Source organism: Priestia sp. YIM B13491, from assembly GCF_042787605.1.
GTDB classification, from domain to species: Bacteria; Bacillota; Bacilli; order Bacillales; family Bacillaceae_H; genus Priestia; species Priestia megaterium_E.
Genome location: NZ_JBHZOR010000001.1, coordinates 1,054,561 through 1,070,885, shown reverse-complemented (window position 1 = coordinate 1,070,885; position 16,325 = coordinate 1,054,561). Strand labels below are relative to the sequence as shown.

Here is a 16,325-nt window from a genome sequence, read left to right as displayed (position 1 = left end):
AACGAAGTTGATTCTCCATCAAGAATCTTCATCGTTCGGATCTTCCTTCAGCTAAAACACTTTTGTCCCAGCCTCTTTCTTATTAATCATCGCTGCCTAAAATACCAAAAAAGCGAAGCAAGTTGATGAATAGATTAATAAAGTCTAAATAAAGAGATAGTGCCAGCAGTGGAACAAGCTCTTCTGTGATTTCACCGTGCTTCATTTTATTAAAATCATACAGTACATAAAGTGAGAAAACGATGGTACCAATCACTGAAAATGCCATGAGTCCAGGCGTTGTTAAGGGACTAAACAGCGAGAAAATGCTGATACACACTAGTGCTAACAGCGCTACTAATAAAAAGCTGCCTAAAAACCCTAAATCTTTTTTTGTTTTTGCCCCAATTACACCCATCACCGTAAAAATAACGAACGTGCTTCCAAAGGCATAAAGAACAACTTGCGCCCCCGCTACTGATGCATAATAGCTGACAATCGGAAACAGCGTGATGCCTGATATAAATGAAAAAGCATATGTAAAGCCATATCCTACGCTTTTTTTCTTTCGTAACATAAATGCGGCAACCAGCATCACAAGTTCAGCAATCGCTAACGGAAGGAAATAAGCCGGAGGCACATATTGACCTACATATAAGCCAACTGTTGAAATAAATAACGAAAAAATAAATGTTACTAATACTTTTTGAAACAGAGACCGCTGCTCTACTCCAATCACTTCTTGCATGTGTAAAACCTTCTTTCTAAAATCTGTTATATTTTATATAATACCTACCTTTTAAAGAAAAATAAAGATAATACTAAGGTCTTTTTTCTTATTTTTATAGACAAGAAAGCATAGACGCTGCCGTCTATGCTTTCTTATCACCTCTTTATTTCGGCAACAGAATACCGTCAATAATGCCGTATGCCTTTGCTTCTTCAGCACTCATAAAATAATCTCGTTCCGTATCGTTTGCCACTTTTTCAACCGGCTGTCCCGTTCGTGTTGATATAATTTCATTAATATGCTGCTTCAGCTTTAAAATTCGGCGGGCGCTAATTTCAATTTCAGTCGCCTGCCCTCTAGCCCCTCCTAGCGGCTGATGAATCATAACTTCACTGTTCGGAAGTGCATAGCGCTTTCCTTTTGCTCCTGCTAGGAGAAGCAGTGCGCCAAAAGAAGCAGCCATGCCCGTGCAAATTGTTTGAACGTCCGGCTCGATATACTGCATCGTGTCATAAATCGCAAACCCTGCTGAAGTCGAACCTCCGGGGCTGTTAATATAAAGTGAAATATCTTTTTTAGAATCATCTGCGGCGAGAAATAAGAGCTGCGCGACCACGCTGTTAGCAATATGATCATTGATTTCATCACCAATTAAAATAATTCGATCTTTTAACAGCCTCGAATAAATATCATACGAACGTTCACCGCGGTTGCTTTGTTCAATTACATATGGAATCGTACTCATATATATCCTCCTTATCATACGTAATATGGCTATGCAGCCATGCAGAGAGTGCACGTCGGAGTATACGTTGGTTTTTGAATGACGCTTTTTAAGGAAGGCAAAGCCCGAATCAAAAGTGCTGGGTCCTGCGCTTCTAACGTTTTATAAAACAGTTCTGACAGCTCATTACGCTCTTTTTCATCCCAAAAAGAATCTGTAGAAAACGGCTCACCGCCTTTTTCTAACCGCTGCTTAGCACGATGTAAATTGCTTTTCACCGCTGTTTCTGACGTTTGTAAAATCAACGCTATTTCTTTTAGCTGGTAGCGAAAGCCTTCTTTTAAGAAAAAGATAACCGCTTGCTTCGGCGTAAACTGACTAAGGAGCAACTCGACCGAGTGTCCCTTACTATCAAACGCCTGCTTGTCGGCCTGCTGCTCCAAACCTTCTTCTTCGGCTATTACTTCACGCTTTCGTTTTCTCAGCAGATCAATCCAGTGGTGATACGCAATTTTATTTAACAGCGCAGAAGACAGATTGCGCTCTTCACCTTTATATCGCTGAGCTTTTAAATACGTTTCTTGGGCAATATCGTCTCCGTCCCACGCATTTTGCGTTAAAAAACGGCAGTACTGCTGCAATTTTGGGTAATGCTCGTTCCAGCAGACATCGTCAAAGCTTTCTGTTTGTGTTTCAATTTTTTTTGAATGTGACATGATTTTCACTCCTTTTGCACTCTCTATTTACTAAACGATTGAAGGAAGTTCAAAAGATACGGGGTATCAAACTTTTTTACACATTATACGCTTAAGCAGCCATTTTTTTGTATTATAATGAAGATACTTTTATCTGAGGAGTCTAAAATAATATGCGAAGAAGACGATTATATGGCAAGAAGAAAACGAGCAAACTTCACTTTAAAGACTTAACCTGTGAACACCCTCACCCTGCTTTGCCTATGAGCTATACAAGTGAAGCTCCTTTTTACTATTATGATGCGTCAGACGATGAAAGACAAAACGACTTTGAACTATATTCAGAGATTTGTATCATGAATCAAGAACATTTTTTCGTAAGAGGCTGTGTTGAAATTCCTGTTCTTAATGAAGAAGAATTTTTCACTTGGAACATATGGGTTTCTTTAAGCGAAGAAAATTTTCATCGAATGATCGATTTATGGGAAAGTGACAAAAGAGAAAATGAACCGCCTTATTTCGGATGGTTTTCAGTTTCCATTCCAGGCTATCCCGAAACGTTAAATTTGAAAACAAATGTGCATACACGATCTGTCGGAACAAGACCCCTCATCAAGTTAGAGCCAACCGATCACCCTTTAGCCGTCGAGCAGCGGGAAGGGATAACGCTAGCGCGAATCAAAGACATACAAAAGCAATTGACTACCTATAAAAAAAACAAGACAGCCCCAGACTGTCTTGTTTTTTCACCTTTATGGCATGCGCTTGGCTCCGTAGTATTTAGGCGCCCAGTAGCTGTCTACTTTATAGTTTGTAATTTTTACGCCTTCGGATGTAGATACGTGAACGACATAGTCATTTCCAATATAGATAGATGGAATAAGCGAACTTCCTTCAAAAAAGACGAGATCTCCTGGCTTCAAGTCAGATTGTGAAATGGTTTCTCCTGCTTCCCACTGCTGACTCGCATAGCGCGGAATGTCTTTTCCAGCAGCTTCTTTGTAAATATATTGAACAAAACCAGCCGTATCAAAACCTGTAGAAGGACTTGTCCCACCTTGTGCGTAAGGTACTTCTCCTACATATTTAAGAGATTCCGTCACAAATGGATTGTCTTTTGACAGCGATAGGTCATCGTAGCGTCTCGCTCCTGCGTACTTAGACGTCCAGTAACTGCTTGTCAGGTAATCCACCGTCACATTTTCGCTGCGCTTGGCATGAATAAACTGATTGCCGCCTGCGTAGATACCGACGTGTGAAATCCCTTTACGATACGTATCTTTAAAAAAGATAACGTCGCCTGGTTTTAAATCTTCGCGGGCAACTTCTTCTCCAACTTGCCACTGCTGATCGGTTGATCTCGGAAGGTACACGTCCGATGCGTGTTGAAATACATAGGCAACAAATGCGGAACAGTCAAAGCCGTCCGTTGGCGACTCGCCTCCGAATACATATGGTGTACCGAGATGTTTTAATGCTTCTGCAATGACTTCATTATCTTTTGCAATTTCCGGTGCGCCTGTAATGCGCTTTGCTTTGGCAAAATGTGATGACCAATACGCGCTGCTTGAAATGTTTTTCACCACGACTTTTCCGTCTGAAGAAGATGCATAAATCATCTCATCGTCTCCGATATAAATAGCGGCTACGTTCACTTCACCGTTTTCATTGGTGTCAAAAAACAATACATCGCCTGCCTGCAGCTCGTTTTTATCGGCGTCTGTTCCAAGCTCTGACTGTTCTTTCACGGAACGAGGCAGCGTTGTATCGAGCGCTTGCTTAAACACATATTGAACGAAGCCAGAGCTGTCAAACCCTTCGCTTAACGTCTCTCCTCCAGACGTATAATCCGCTCCTTCATACGTTTTTGCTTTATCAGCAATCACGTTTTCATCTGTAGCAGCCTGTACTTGCACAGCTTTTTCTGCAGGAAAAGCGCCTTCATAAAAAGTGGCAAGACTAAGTCCTAACGCTGTGACCATAAGAGGTTTCATTACTTTCATGTTTTTTCTCCTTTGTTTTTTATTTCATCCAAGAAGTTTTATATGTAAATGGTTCCTCTGTTAAAGTATGGTGCAGATGGATAGGAATTGGCTAGTACCTTTTGACTTAAATATGCTTCCCTTCCAAAGTCCTGTAAAAAATCCATAAAAAAACTCGGCGCGTATTACGCCGAGCTTTTTTATTTCATGCCCACCTGGATATTTGCCGCTTTTTGTTTTTGACGTAAATTTGCAATCCACTTGTAGTAAAGTGTAATCAAAAGAACAAAAATACCAAGTGCAAAGTACAGTTTTGAATACCCTAAAGCACCTGCTGCAATTCCTAATACAAATGAACCAACCGCAATACCGCTATCATAAAACGTAAAAAACGTGGCAGTTGCATATGCGCTTCGGTGAGCAGGCGCTGCTTGAATCGCAAGCGTTTGGAAGCTAGGAAGCAGCGTTCCGTAGCCTAGTCCTACTAATGCACCTGAAAACAGCAGCATCCAAGAAGAATGTGTAAGGCTTAAGCTAAATAGACCAATCGCAAAAACAATACATGATGGAATAATCACAATGTTTGGGCCAGATTTATCAAATAATCTTCCTGTAAACGGTCGTGAAATCAGCATCGCAGCTGCGAACACGACAAAGAAAAAGCTTGCTGTTTTAATCAATCCAAGCGACTGTGCGTACACAGAAATAAAAGAAATAATACTTGCATACGAAAAAGAAACGAGAATACCTACAGATGAAATCGGCATGGATTTCTTTTCAAATAAATCGCTCAGTGAAAATGATTTCTTTACTGACGGAGCAGCGTCTTCTTGAAGATTTTTGACCATCATTCCGCACAGCCAGCCAACGAGCATAATCACGCCAAATACAAGGAAAATAATGTTGTATGCCATGTATTGATGAAGCGTTAGTGCTAAAAACGGCCCTGCAACAACGGCTAAGTTCATTGACATTCCGAAGTAGCCAAGCCCTTCTCCTCGTCGTTTAGCGGGAACTAAATCCGCTGCGATCGCTCCGGTGACGGTTGTCGCTAAGCTGAATGAAATCCCTTGGAAGAAGCGCAATAATAAAAGCACGTTAAAATGGTGGATAAACATATATAAGAAGGAAGAAAGCGCAAAAATGAGGGTACTAAATACAAGCGTTTTTTTCTTTCCAATGTTTTCAATGACTTTCCCTGAAAACGGTCTAACAATAATCGCAGATAATAAAAAGATGGTAACAACAAGCCCTGCCTGCGTACTCGTGCCGTCTAAGGCGTCTAATACATAAATCGGCAGCAGCGTCAGCAATGCATAAAACACAACAAAAATAAAAAAGTTGGTAATCGCAATGCTGATAAAACTTTTAGTCCAGATTGGCTCCTGCTGGTTCGTCATTCATTTCACCCTTTTCTGTAGATTTACAAATTTTCTTTAATAACGAAATAAGCTGATCTTGTTCGCTGTCGGATAAAGCAATCAGCAAATTTTCTTCTAAACGTTCAATTTCTTGCTGAATTTCCGGAAGTTTTTTCTTCGCTTGAGGAGATAAATAAACGATGCGCTCTCGTTTATCACTGCCTGCTTTTCGAACGATCCATCCGCTTTTTTCAAGCCTTGTTAACGTGCGGGTAACCGTTGGCGCTTCGACATTTAAATACTGCCAAATCTCCGTTTGCGTCATCGAGCCGAATCGCTTTAAACAAAATAAAATTGAGTACTGTGAGCTGTATAGCCCGTACGCTTTTAACACTTCATTTACTTCTTTAATAGACAATCTCGACTTTTGATGAAGCTCATGAAACACCAAGTTATTCACTTTTTCCACCTCACCTTTTCATTTTATTTACCTAGGTAACTAATTGTTCTTTTATTAGTATATGTGCTGCTACTTGATGTGTAAAGGCGGCGAAAAAGGGCGAAAATCAGCTGTTTTCTTTCTTTTTCTACTAATGATTCACGCTTTCACTTCTGTTTTCTTATTCTTTCGTATCACGAAATTTTTTGTATATATTTACATGCACCTGCAAACTCTGTTAAAGAAGACGAAACACTATGCGGGAGGCTGGTATATGTTTTCACTGCGCGGCGATGCTCATAAAGTCTACCTTAAACTGAAAAAAGCAGCTCATCAAAACCAAAACGCAGAAGAAATTGATGAATTAGCGGAAATGGAAGAAATCCGGCAGCTTTACCTTACGCTCGAAAGCGCTATTTTGCGAAAAGTGTATTACCGAATGACTAAAGAAAAAAACGGCTCCGGCGTCATTCCCATCCTTGTTTCTGCTTTGCCTTGGCTCTTTTTTTTATTTTCGCAGCGGCTGCAGCAATTTTTATTTAAAGACGGCAGCTGGCTTTGGATTATTTTTGTGGTGCTGTATGTTTTTATTCTCATTCCAAGCGTGTTTCTTCATTTCCGTGAACAATCGTGGGCTTCTGTTCATATTGAAATTATTCAAGACATTTTAAAAGACCGTGAAAAAGAGCCGAACCCCCTTTGAGGTCCGGCTGTTTTTTACCTATTATGAAATAGCTTGTCTGCTTTCTACGTCTCGACCTAACTTTCTTTTGATACGCTGCAGCGCGTTGTCAATTGACTTGACGTGCGTATTTAATTCTTTCGAAATTTCAGCGTATGAATGGCCGTCCATATACAGCGTCAATGCTTTTCTTTCCAATTCACTAAGTGTTTCCGCAATTTTTAACTCGCGGTCTTCCACTTTTTCTTGATGAATCAGCACCGCTTCCGGATTAGCAATTTGATCGCCAGGAATCATATCCATCAGCGTATAGTTTGATTCTTCATCATACAGAGGCTTGTCCAATGAAATGTACGAATTTAACGGACCGTGTTTTTGACGAGTAGCCGTTTTAATCGCCGTAATGATTTGTCTTGTGATACATAACTCCGCAAACCCTTTAAAAGATGTTAGCTTGTCTTCGTTAAAGTCGCGAATTGCTTTGTACAGTCCAATCATTCCTTCTTGGACAATATCTTCTTTTTCAGCACCAATCAAAAAGTATTTTCTTGCTTTACCCCTCACAAGATTTTGATACTTGTTGATTAAATACTCCAATGATTTTTCATCTCCGCTGTGAACCATTTCAACCAAAACATGATCTTCTAACATAGCATAATTTTGAACTTTTTCAATTACGATGCCTACGCTCACTCATATCCCCCCGTTACACTTAGTTGAGTTTTGATGTGTTCTAAACTGATGCATGATCTACTTGTTACGACGCTACTGCAATACGGTCCAGAAACGTAAAAAGCGTACAGGTAAACTGTCGCTTTCCTCTCTCACTTTATGCTCCCCTGCATCTTTCTATAATCTATTATAAAGAAGTATAACCGATAAAAATCAAAAAGGTTGTCGAAATATGAAAGTGTTTGCAAAAAAAATCAATTTTTATAGAAAATTCACACAAATCACTTTATTATTTCATATAGTGACAGCAATCTGTCAAAAAAGCAATAAAAAAATAATTCCATATGAAATAAACTTACTCAAGCAGAGTAAGTCGAAGTTGCAGATGATACTGCGCATATAGGATTAGTTGCCTTCCGGCTTATCAGCATTTTTTGTTCCCTTGCTTTTATAAGGCTTTGCATTTTTCTTCTTTTTTGCACTCGCCTGCCAGCGGTTCCACCCTTTTTTGCCGGTGCCTCGCCCCGTGCCGCCTTTACCTTTTGCTTTACTCATACGTATTCCTCCGTTACCTGCGTGTTTGTTACAATAAAAAAAGACCCCGTCCAAAGTCGGAGTCTTTTTTGGATTGCATAAAATTATGCTTTTACAACGTTAGCAGCTTGTGCACCGCGTTGACCTTGCTCGATGTCGAAAGTCACTTTTTGACCTTCATCTAAAGATTTGAATCCGTCGCCTTGAATTGCGCTGAAATGTACGAATACATCTTCTCCGCCTTCAATTTCGATGAAACCGAAACCTTTTTCTGCATTAAACCATTTTACTGTACCTTCAGTCATACTATTTCCTCCAGTGGTGGAATTACTCCACGCATATATTACTACCCTTGCTCAATCGTACTATTTCCAGATAAAAATTTCTATTGAAGAATATTTCTCTTCTTTCAATTTCATACCGAACAAAAATAATTAACCTTAGTGTAACATATCAATTTAGAAATAGCAAGTTTCTGTTCTAAGACAGGCTTCAACCTAATTATGTATCTGTTAAAAGCCTACGGGGCAGCTTTGAGGCTACCCACATTTCTGGATTGTGATGCGGCTTAAGGTTTTTATATTGAGCTAAACTTATCATCTGCACAAAAAATCTTTTATTTCATCAATTTGTTTTCTGCTCATTCCAAAGCCTTGTAATGGAAACGTTCTTCTTTTGGAGATCGATGTGATATACATCGGGATTTGTTAAACGCGACCATTCACCAAACCCAAATTTCGGATCAAAATATCTGAGGATTAACGTCATCAAATTGCCGTGCGTAACAAACAGAGTTGTTTTCTGTTTTTCATTCATTACTTCTTTAAACAGCTCTAAAACACGTACCGTGGCTTCTTTGGTCGATTCTCCTCCGTCTACCTTAAAGTCTATGTCATCAAAAGTTCTTTTTAATACTTCTATCCAGTTGAAAAGAGGCTGTCCGCTTAAACGCCTTTCTTCTAGCCTTTTATCTATATGAAGAGACAGACCGGTATCTTTTGCATAAGGTTCAATTGTTTGAACGGCTCGTTTGTACGGGCTTGAAATAATTTTATCAATGGGATAACTCAGCTTGTTCAAATAATACATTAACTGCTGGGCTTGCTGTATGCTTTGTTCCGTCAGTGATGCTTTTGCTTCTTGCCCTTCTGCTTCACAATGCCTAACTAATAAAAAAGTCTTCATTCATCTTCCCTCCAGACGCAGTAAAATAACCATTAATTACAAAATAAGATAATAATAGTATATAATGATACGGGATTTATAGCTAAGGAGGAACAACATGATTCGTGAACGATCACTTTTGATAAAAGGACTCACCTTTTTACTAGCCGTTTTTATTTTAAACATCCCTTTTCCTAACTCAACGCCGCTCAGTCATTCTGTCTTTTCTTTTTTAGGTCTTCCCCTCTATGGAGATGAAGAAACAATGACGGGAATTCAATATGCTAGCAATGCGTGGGGAATTATACTTTTACTTGGTCTTTTTGCCCTTTACAAAAGTTTAAATAGGCATCGTTTGAAACTAACGATGTTTGCTGCGTTTATTGTCATATCGGGTCCTGGTCATATGGTTGAAGCGATGCAAAAGACCGTATTACCAGGTATGTATGCCGTTTCTTACGATGTGGAAAACAGCATTTGTACATTTGAGAGAAATAAAAAAGAAACCGTATTAACAGGCACCTGTGACCTTTCATTTGAAAATCACAGCTCAAAACCCGTTACGTTTGAAGTAGCACTGGATGAACGCTCCTATTTTAAAGAAGATACCCCTTTTTTAGTGATGATGAATAAACCTAAGCTTCATACTGTTACGTTGGAACCAAAAACGTATCAAACTGTCGAAATCACTTCATCTGTCAAAGCAGCAGGATTTCCTTCTAAAATCTTTATGGGTGAAGTAAACGGCTTTCACGTCAACATTTATCAAAACGGAAAAAAGCGTTATTTATAAGCATAGAAAAAGCCCTTATAGGGCTTTTGAAATGAGTGAATTACCAGCCAAAGCCTCCGCCGTAGCAGCTGCAGCCGATGATCACTAATAAAATAAACAATACAACTAATAAAGCAAAACCAGATCCATGACCATATCCAGGGTTTCCAGACATACGAACACTTCCTTTTCTTTAAATACTCTTTCCTCAAGAAAAACGCCGCTTGCATTTCACTTGAGTTGGATTATCTTATGCCTAAACGCGCCCTTTTGACTCTGGTTTTTTCTTTTTTCTTTTTCCTTCTTGCCATGCACCTCATTAATAAAAGAAGAAAACAGCCTAAGAAAAGCGCTGACTTCGGTTCTTCTCCTCTGTCCAAAAGAGATTAAGGCATAACGAAATCAATTCAATCTAAAGACGAACAAATGAGATACATAAGCTGAAACTTACGTTCACCATATCAATAAAAAAATCCGAACGAGTTTCATTCATCGTTCGGATCTTCTCCTTAAACTAAAGTGCTTTTCAGCTCTCTTACAAAATCATTTATTTCACTAGCTTACGTCTTTCAGAAGACCGTACTTCCGTACGCTTACTGATACCTAGTACATAGTAGCTCAGCACAACAATAGCTAAAAAGATAATGCCGACAACCAGCGATATGCGCGTTTCATCATTAAACCACATGCCTACAAGCACCATCAATAAAAACGCGATTGTTACGTAGTTCGTCACGGGAGCAAAAGGCATTTTAAATGGATGTTGGTCCATCGCCGCTCCTTTTGCTTTTCGAAAACGAATTTGACTGATAAGAATCACAAACCACGGAATCATACCTGGAAGCACGCTCGCACTGTACACATACACAAAAACGTTTGGCGGTGCAATATAATTTAAGACAACGCCCGCAGCTAAGCCAATCATCACCGCCACGGTACTATAAATAGGCACACCGTTTCGAGAAACCTTTGTAAAAAAATCCGGAGCCTGACCGTTTACACCTAGCGTGTAAAGCATACGTCCCGCACTGAAAATTCCGCTGTTGCACCCAGACATGGCCGCTGTGATGACAACAAAGTTGATAATGCCCGCCGCTGCTGTAATTCCTACTTTAGCAAACGTAGAAACAAACGGACTGCCAAGTGAATCCAGCTCGTTCCACGGATACACCGTTACAATCACAAAGATGGCGCCGATATAAAAAATTAAAATACGCCAAATTAAGCTTTGAATTGCACTTGTTAACGTTTTTTTAGGATCTTTTGCTTCTCCTGCTGTAATTCCAATAAGCTCTACTCCTTGATAGGCAGCAATAACAAGCGACAAGGCAAAGAAAAAGCCGGACCATCCGCCTGTAAAGAAACCGCCGTTTGCCCACAAATTCGACAGGCCAAGCGCTTCGCCGCCGTTTCCAAGACCAAAGAAAATAAGGCCAAGACCAGCGATAATCATGAGAACAATCGTAACAATTTTAATCATTGCAAACCAAAACTCAAACTCTCCAAACGATTTCACCGAAATTAAATTTGCCCCACCGAGAATGACCATGGCGACAATTCCCGGAACCCACGCCGGTAAATGCGGGAACCAGTACTGCATATAAGCGCCGACTGCAATAATCTCTGCCATGCCGACAATCACCCATTGAAACCAGTTGCTCCAAGCCGTGATATAACCCGCTAACGGATGAATATATTTATGACCAAATGTCGCAAACGAACCCGTACTTGGCTCTAAGTAAAGCATTTCCCCCATTGCACGCATAATAAAGAAAATAAAAACGCCGCAAATAGCATACGCAAGCAGGACGGATGGCCCCGTCCATTTAATGGTGCTTGCTGAACCCATGAATAACCCTACCCCAATCGTTCCTCCAAGAGCAATCATTTGGATATGACGAGATTCAAGCCCTCTTTTTAACTCTTTGTTTGCCAATTTACTTCCCCCTAGCCCCTCGTGATGATTTTCTCTTCTATTAAGAAATTCTTTTATTCCCCTGTCCAGATAGGGAACTATCATCTTTTTTCTTTTTCATAAAGAAGTATGAACATACCACAAATACAGCAATCAGCAGCGTGAGATAAAACTGAGTGCGAAGTGAATCAATAAATGCCATCGCAATAAAGATACTTGTGATTGCCGCAATCGTTCCATACGTTAAATAAGGAAACAGCCACATTCTGATTTTTAATGCTTCCGGCTTTTCTTTTTCGTATTTCTTTCTCATGCGAAGCTGTGAAAAAGCAATAACAAGGTACACAAGAAGCGCTACGCCTCCCGATGCGTTTACTAAAAATAAAAAGATTCTATCAGGTGAAAGATAGTTAAAACCAACGCTGATGTAAGAAATTACGGTACATCCTACAATGGCATTAAACGGAATGCCTTTTTTATTCACTTTCAAAAACATGCGCGACGCGTCTCCTTTTTGCGCCATTGAGTACAGCATACGAGAACTTGTGTATAGACCTGAATTTAAGCAAGACAAAACAGCAGTCAGTACGATAAAGTTCATAATTTGAGCCGCTGCCGGAACGTTTACCAGCTCTAATATCGAAACAAACGGACTTTTCATCAAGCTTGAAGAATCCCATGGAAGGATCGTTACTAAGATTAAAATAGACCCAAGATAAAAAAATAAAATACGATAAATAACGGTATTTGTTGCGATGGTGATTGCTCGCTCAGGCTGAGCCGATTCTCCAGCGGCTGTTGCGACAATTTCTGTTCCCATAAAAGAAAACATCACAATCGCCACTCCTAAAAAGACGGAGCTGATTCCATTTGGAAGAAATCCGCCTCTATGAAGAAGGTTCGATGCTCCCGGAGACTCTACTCCCGGTATTAAACCGAGGATGATCGCTCCTCCTAAAAGTAAAAACAGCACTAAACTAACTACTTTAATAAGTGAAAACCAGTATTCAAATTCACCAAATGATTTAACAGAGTATAAGTTCGTTAACGTTAATAAAAACGTCAGGATGAGACTAACGCCCCAAGACGGTAAGGACGGAAACCAATATTGAATAATTGTTGAGCCGGCAATCGCTTCAACAGCAATAACAATTACCCAGAAAAACCAGTATAGCCAGCCGATTGTGTAGCCGGCCCACGGTCCAAGTGCTTCTCTGGCATAGGTCGCGAACGAGCCGCTTGAAGGATTAGCCGTAGACATTTCCCCCAGCATTCGCATCACTAAAATCACCAGCAAACCGGCAAACGCGTACGAAAAAATGGAACCAGGACCTGCTGCGTTAATGAGTGATCCGCTTCCAATGAACAAACCGGCACCAATGATTCCTCCTAAAGAAATCATGGTTATGTGTCGAATTTTTAATTCTTTTTTTAACTCAGGCGGTTGATGACTCATGTTAAAATCCTCCTCATAAAAACCGTCATTTAAAGAATTACACGTTCTTCGCATCGCGCGTTAAATATGTAAGCCCTTTCAACGCTGTGGACAAATAACTGTCGTTTCCTACCCTCCCTCTATCTGTACATTCAAATGAAGCCTTCACTTAACGCAAAAGATAGCTTCATTCGACAAAATTACTTTTCGAATTATATGATAATTTATTTTGAACAACTTTGTCTATTGTTTTTTTGAAAGGAAGATCATTTTCATTTACTAACGATAAACTCTTTCTTTTATCGTAATTCTTCAGTTCAAAACATCTTTACTTCTGCTTACCTCTGTCCTTTATTGTGCTTTTTGTTCAAAATCACTATAAAAACGAAGAATTGATTGTTTATTTAAACAAAAGTGTTTATTTATAAAAATTATTGAACATTTTTGTTAAAAAACTATGTACAAAACGATAATAAGGTGATTATAATACAGGTATAGGGTGTTGGAATATTAATTATGTTTTAAATTTTCTAAAAAAGGGGTAATGAAAATGAACACAATGAATATTAACGAAATCAAACAATACAAACACGAGCCTTTCACGGACTTTACGATTGCAGAAAACAAAGATGCGTTTGAATCAGCACTAGAACTTGTACAATCAGAGCTTGGCAAGGACTATCCTCTTGTAATTGGCGGAGAATTAATTACAACAGAAGATCAAATTCAGTCGATTAACCCAGCAAATAAAACAGAAGTTATCGGCCGCGTGTCAAAAGCAGATCAAGACTTGGCTGAAAAAGCTATGCAAGCAGCACTTTCTACCTTTAATACGTGGAAAAAAGAAGCGCCGGAAGCACGAGCAGATATTCTTTTCCGCGCAGCGGACATCATTCGCCGCCGCAAGCATGAATTTTCAGCTTATCTTGTAAAAGAAGCAGGAAAGCCTTGGAATGAAGCAGATGCTGATACAGCAGAAGCAATTGACTTCCTTGAATACTACGCTCGCCAAATGGTGCAGCTAAAAGACGGCGCGCCTGTTGAGAGCCGCGAAGGTGAAGAAAATAAATTCAACTACATTCCGCTTGGTGTCGGCGTTATTATTTCACCGTTTAACTTCCCGTTAGCGATCATGGCAGGAACAGCTGCAGCAGCAATCGTAGCAGGAAATACGGTTCTATTAAAACCGGCTAATAACACACCGGTTATCGCAGCAAAATTTGTAGAAGTAATGAAAGAAGCCGGCCTTCCAGACGGCGTACTGAACTACGTGCCGGGAAGCGGAAGCGAAATTGGCGACTATTTAGTAGATCATCCAAAAACACGCTTTGTTTCATTTACAGGCTCTCGTGAAGTAGGCTGCCGCATCTATGAACGCGCGGCAAAAGTACAGCCTGGTCAAATCTGGCTAAAACGCGTTATTGCTGAAATGGGCGGTAAAGACACGGTCGTTGTAGACAAAGATGCTGATTTAGATTTAGCTGCTTCTTCTATCGTGTATTCAGCGTTTGGCTTCTCTGGACAAAAGTGTTCAGCAGGCTCTCGTGCGGTTGTTCACCAAGACGTGTACGATATCGTTCTTCAAAAAGCAGTTGCGCTGACAAAAACATTAACAATGGGCAGCCCTGAAGATGTGAACACGTATATGGGACCTGTTATTGATCAGGCTTCTTTCAACAAAATTACAAAGTACATTGAAATCGGTAAAGAAGAAGGCCGTTTAATGACGGGCGGAGAAGCAGATGATTCAAAAGGCTACTTCATTCAGCCTACGATCATTGCAGATGTAGATGAAAAAGCACGTTTAATGCAAGAAGAAATCTTCGGCCCAGTCGTAGCATTCTGCAAAGCGCGCGACTTCGATCATATGATGGAAATTGCGAACAACACAGACTACGGCTTAACAGGTGCCCTTCTTTCAAATACGCCTGAGCACATCGAGCGTGCAAAAGAAGAGTTCCACGTCGGAAACCTTTACTTCAACCGCGGTTGTACAGGTGCCATCGTTGGGTACCAGCCGTTTGGCGGATTTAATATGTCAGGAACAGATTCAAAAGCTGGCGGTCCTGATTACTTGATTCTGCACCTGCAAGCAAAAACAACAAGCACGACGCTTTAATACTCAGTAGAGCAGCCTTAGGCTGCTCTATCTTAAAACAACAAGGGATTTTTTTCTATAGGGGGAGATATTTATGTTAGCAGAGGTATCTAAAAATGTGTTTCTTCACGCTTCCCAAAATAAAGCGCTAAACAAAGCGGCGAAAAAATGGGGTCTTCGCTTTGGGGCAGCTCAAGTGGTAGCTGGCGACACGATTGAACATGCGATCAAAAAAGTACGGGAACTGAATGAAAAAGGACTTGTTTGTACGCTTGATCATTTAGGGGAATTTGTTTCAAGCAGAGAAGAAGCTATCGAAGCGACTCAATATAATGTCAGAACGCTGGAAGCTATGGGGCAAGCCGGTGTAACGTGCAACTTATCTGTCAAAATGACGCAGCTTGGTTTGGATATTGACCGCAGTTTTTGCGTTGAGAACATGCGCCGCATTCTTGAAACAGCGAAAAAATACGACAACTTTGTCCGAATCGACATGGAAGACTATGCTCACTGTCAAATGACGCTAGATATTTTACGAGAGCTTCGCGAGACGTTTGATAATGTTGGAACGGTTATTCAAGCTTACCTGTTCCGTGCTGAACAAGACGTAAAAGAGCTAAAAGGCATTCCTCTTCGATTGGTAAAAGGCGCGTATCAAGAATCACCAACCGTGGCGTTTCAAGATAAAGCCCAAATTGACGAGAACTATATGCGAATTATTGAAGAGCATCTGCTGAGCGGGACATACACGGCTATTGCATCTCACGACCACAATATTATTGCAAAAGTAAAAGAGTTCGCTCACAAAAACAACATCCCGCGCACGCAGTTTGAATTTCAAATGCTGTACGGATTCCGCACAGATATGCAGCTTAGCCTTGCAAAAGAAGGCTATACAATGCGCGTATACGTTCCATTTGGCAACGACTGGTTTGGCTACTTTATGCGCCGCTTAGCGGAAAGACCGCAAAACGTAGCATTTGCTTTAAAAGGATTCTTTTCTAAATAAGCAGTCATTTAGTAAGTCCCTTAATGAAAACGCTATCATTTCTTTGTGCCCTTTGTAGATGCTTCTGCAAAGGGATTTTTTATACGATTTCTCTTCTCTTTCAGTATGTATTAAGGTAAAATAAAAATACGAAC

At 40.2% G+C, this 16,325-nt stretch carries 17 protein-coding genes and 1 pseudogene; 5 read left to right on the top strand and 13 right to left on the bottom strand.

Annotated elements, in window-relative coordinates:
• Positions 1–82 precede the first annotated feature (82 nt).
• From ACFX4E_RS05525 to ACFX4E_RS05515, 3 genes are all read right to left on the bottom strand, one after another.
• Positions 83–727: a Bax inhibitor-1/YccA family protein gene (locus ACFX4E_RS05525; RefSeq protein ID WP_028409806.1), complete on the bottom strand. Its 645-nt coding sequence runs from the start codon at positions 725–727 to the stop codon at positions 83–85.
• 145 nt (positions 728–872) lie between these two features.
• Entirely contained in the window at positions 873–1,454 is a 582-nt protein-coding gene (clpP, locus tag ACFX4E_RS05520; RefSeq protein ID WP_263033843.1) for an ATP-dependent Clp endopeptidase proteolytic subunit ClpP, read from the bottom strand.
• A 29-nt stretch (positions 1,455–1,483) separates the two neighbouring features.
• Positions 1,484–2,149 carry a sigma-70 family RNA polymerase sigma factor gene (locus ACFX4E_RS05515; RefSeq protein ID WP_028409804.1) on the bottom strand — a complete coding sequence of 222 codons (666 nt, stop codon included), beginning with the start codon at positions 2,147–2,149 and terminating at the stop codon, positions 1,484–1,486.
• A gap of 152 nt (positions 2,150–2,301) precedes the next feature.
• Here ACFX4E_RS05515 and ACFX4E_RS05510 point away from each other — a divergent pair.
• A pseudogene (locus ACFX4E_RS05510) lies at positions 2,302–2,841 on the top strand (DUF2199 domain-containing protein); the annotation flags it as partial.
• 39 nt (positions 2,842–2,880) lie between these two features.
• Here ACFX4E_RS05510 and ACFX4E_RS05505 read toward each other — a convergent pair.
• The 3 genes from ACFX4E_RS05505 to ACFX4E_RS05495 all read right to left on the bottom strand — a co-directional run bounded on the left by ACFX4E_RS05505 (position 2,881) and on the right by ACFX4E_RS05495 (position 5,931).
• On the bottom strand, positions 2,881–4,131 hold the full coding sequence (locus ACFX4E_RS05505; protein ID WP_377237805.1) for a C40 family peptidase: 1,251 nt from the start codon (positions 4,129–4,131) through the stop codon (positions 2,881–2,883).
• A gap of 179 nt (positions 4,132–4,310) precedes the next feature.
• Positions 4,311–5,510: an MFS transporter gene (locus tag ACFX4E_RS05500; protein ID WP_263035558.1), complete on the bottom strand. Its 1,200-nt coding sequence runs from the start codon at positions 5,508–5,510 to the stop codon at positions 4,311–4,313.
• Entirely contained in the window at positions 5,479–5,931 is a 453-nt protein-coding gene (locus tag ACFX4E_RS05495; protein WP_013058498.1) for a MarR family winged helix-turn-helix transcriptional regulator, read from the bottom strand. Before ACFX4E_RS05495 ends, ACFX4E_RS05500 begins: the two co-directional genes overlap by 32 nt.
• Before the next feature lie 253 nt (positions 5,932–6,184).
• Between ACFX4E_RS05495 and ACFX4E_RS05490 the strand changes: the two genes are divergently transcribed.
• Entirely contained in the window at positions 6,185–6,613 is a 429-nt protein-coding gene (locus ACFX4E_RS05490; protein ID WP_050691476.1) for a hypothetical protein, read from the top strand.
• Between the two features lie 21 nt (positions 6,614–6,634).
• Here the strand turns inward: ACFX4E_RS05490 and sigH are convergent, their stop codons facing one another.
• The 4 genes from sigH to ACFX4E_RS05470 form a co-directional block, all read right to left on the bottom strand.
• The gene (sigH, locus tag ACFX4E_RS05485; RefSeq protein ID WP_013058500.1) at positions 6,635–7,285 is read right to left on the bottom strand and encodes an RNA polymerase sporulation sigma factor SigH; all 651 of its coding nucleotides are present in this window, start codon (positions 7,283–7,285) and stop codon (positions 6,635–6,637) included.
• A gap of 384 nt (positions 7,286–7,669) precedes the next feature.
• Positions 7,670–7,825: a DUF3934 family protein gene (locus ACFX4E_RS05480; RefSeq protein ID WP_162837669.1), complete on the bottom strand. Its 156-nt coding sequence runs from the start codon at positions 7,823–7,825 to the stop codon at positions 7,670–7,672.
• A 77-nt stretch (positions 7,826–7,902) separates the two neighbouring features.
• Positions 7,903–8,103, bottom strand: a complete 201-nt coding sequence (locus ACFX4E_RS05475) for a cold-shock protein (RefSeq protein WP_013058502.1) — start codon at positions 8,101–8,103, stop codon at positions 7,903–7,905.
• Between the two features lie 319 nt (positions 8,104–8,422).
• Entirely contained in the window at positions 8,423–8,983 is a 561-nt protein-coding gene (locus ACFX4E_RS05470; RefSeq protein ID WP_263035557.1) for a histidine phosphatase family protein, read from the bottom strand.
• Positions 8,984–9,080: 97 nt separating this feature from the next.
• On the opposite strand from ACFX4E_RS05470, the gene ACFX4E_RS05465 reads away from it, so the two are divergent.
• Positions 9,081–9,755: a hypothetical protein gene (locus tag ACFX4E_RS05465; RefSeq protein WP_028409798.1), complete on the top strand. Its 675-nt coding sequence runs from the start codon at positions 9,081–9,083 to the stop codon at positions 9,753–9,755.
• Between the two features lie 40 nt (positions 9,756–9,795).
• Here ACFX4E_RS05465 and ACFX4E_RS05460 read toward each other — a convergent pair whose 3' ends face one another.
• The 3 genes from ACFX4E_RS05460 to ACFX4E_RS05450 all read right to left on the bottom strand — a co-directional run bounded on the left by ACFX4E_RS05460 (position 9,796) and on the right by ACFX4E_RS05450 (position 13,105).
• Complete coding sequence (locus tag ACFX4E_RS05460) at positions 9,796–9,909, bottom strand: YjcZ family sporulation protein (protein WP_075419294.1); 114 nt, start codon at positions 9,907–9,909, stop codon at positions 9,796–9,798.
• 372 nt (positions 9,910–10,281) lie between these two features.
• Positions 10,282–11,670: an amino acid permease gene (locus ACFX4E_RS05455; RefSeq protein ID WP_263035556.1), complete on the bottom strand. Its 1,389-nt coding sequence runs from the start codon at positions 11,668–11,670 to the stop codon at positions 10,282–10,284.
• A gap of 40 nt (positions 11,671–11,710) precedes the next feature.
• Positions 11,711–13,105 (bottom strand): amino acid permease, encoded by a 1,395-nt coding sequence (locus ACFX4E_RS05450; protein WP_377258873.1) that lies wholly within the window; start codon positions 13,103–13,105, stop codon positions 11,711–11,713.
• Positions 13,106–13,634: 529 nt separating this feature from the next.
• Between ACFX4E_RS05450 and pruA the strand changes: the two genes are divergently transcribed.
• Positions 13,635–15,203: an L-glutamate gamma-semialdehyde dehydrogenase gene (gene pruA, locus ACFX4E_RS05445; protein WP_028409795.1), complete on the top strand. Its 1,569-nt coding sequence runs from the start codon at positions 13,635–13,637 to the stop codon at positions 15,201–15,203.
• Positions 15,204–15,276: 73 nt separating this feature from the next.
• Positions 15,277–16,191 (top strand): proline dehydrogenase family protein, encoded by a 915-nt coding sequence (locus tag ACFX4E_RS05440; protein ID WP_025750035.1) that lies wholly within the window; start codon positions 15,277–15,279, stop codon positions 16,189–16,191.
• Positions 16,192–16,325 lie beyond the last annotated feature (134 nt).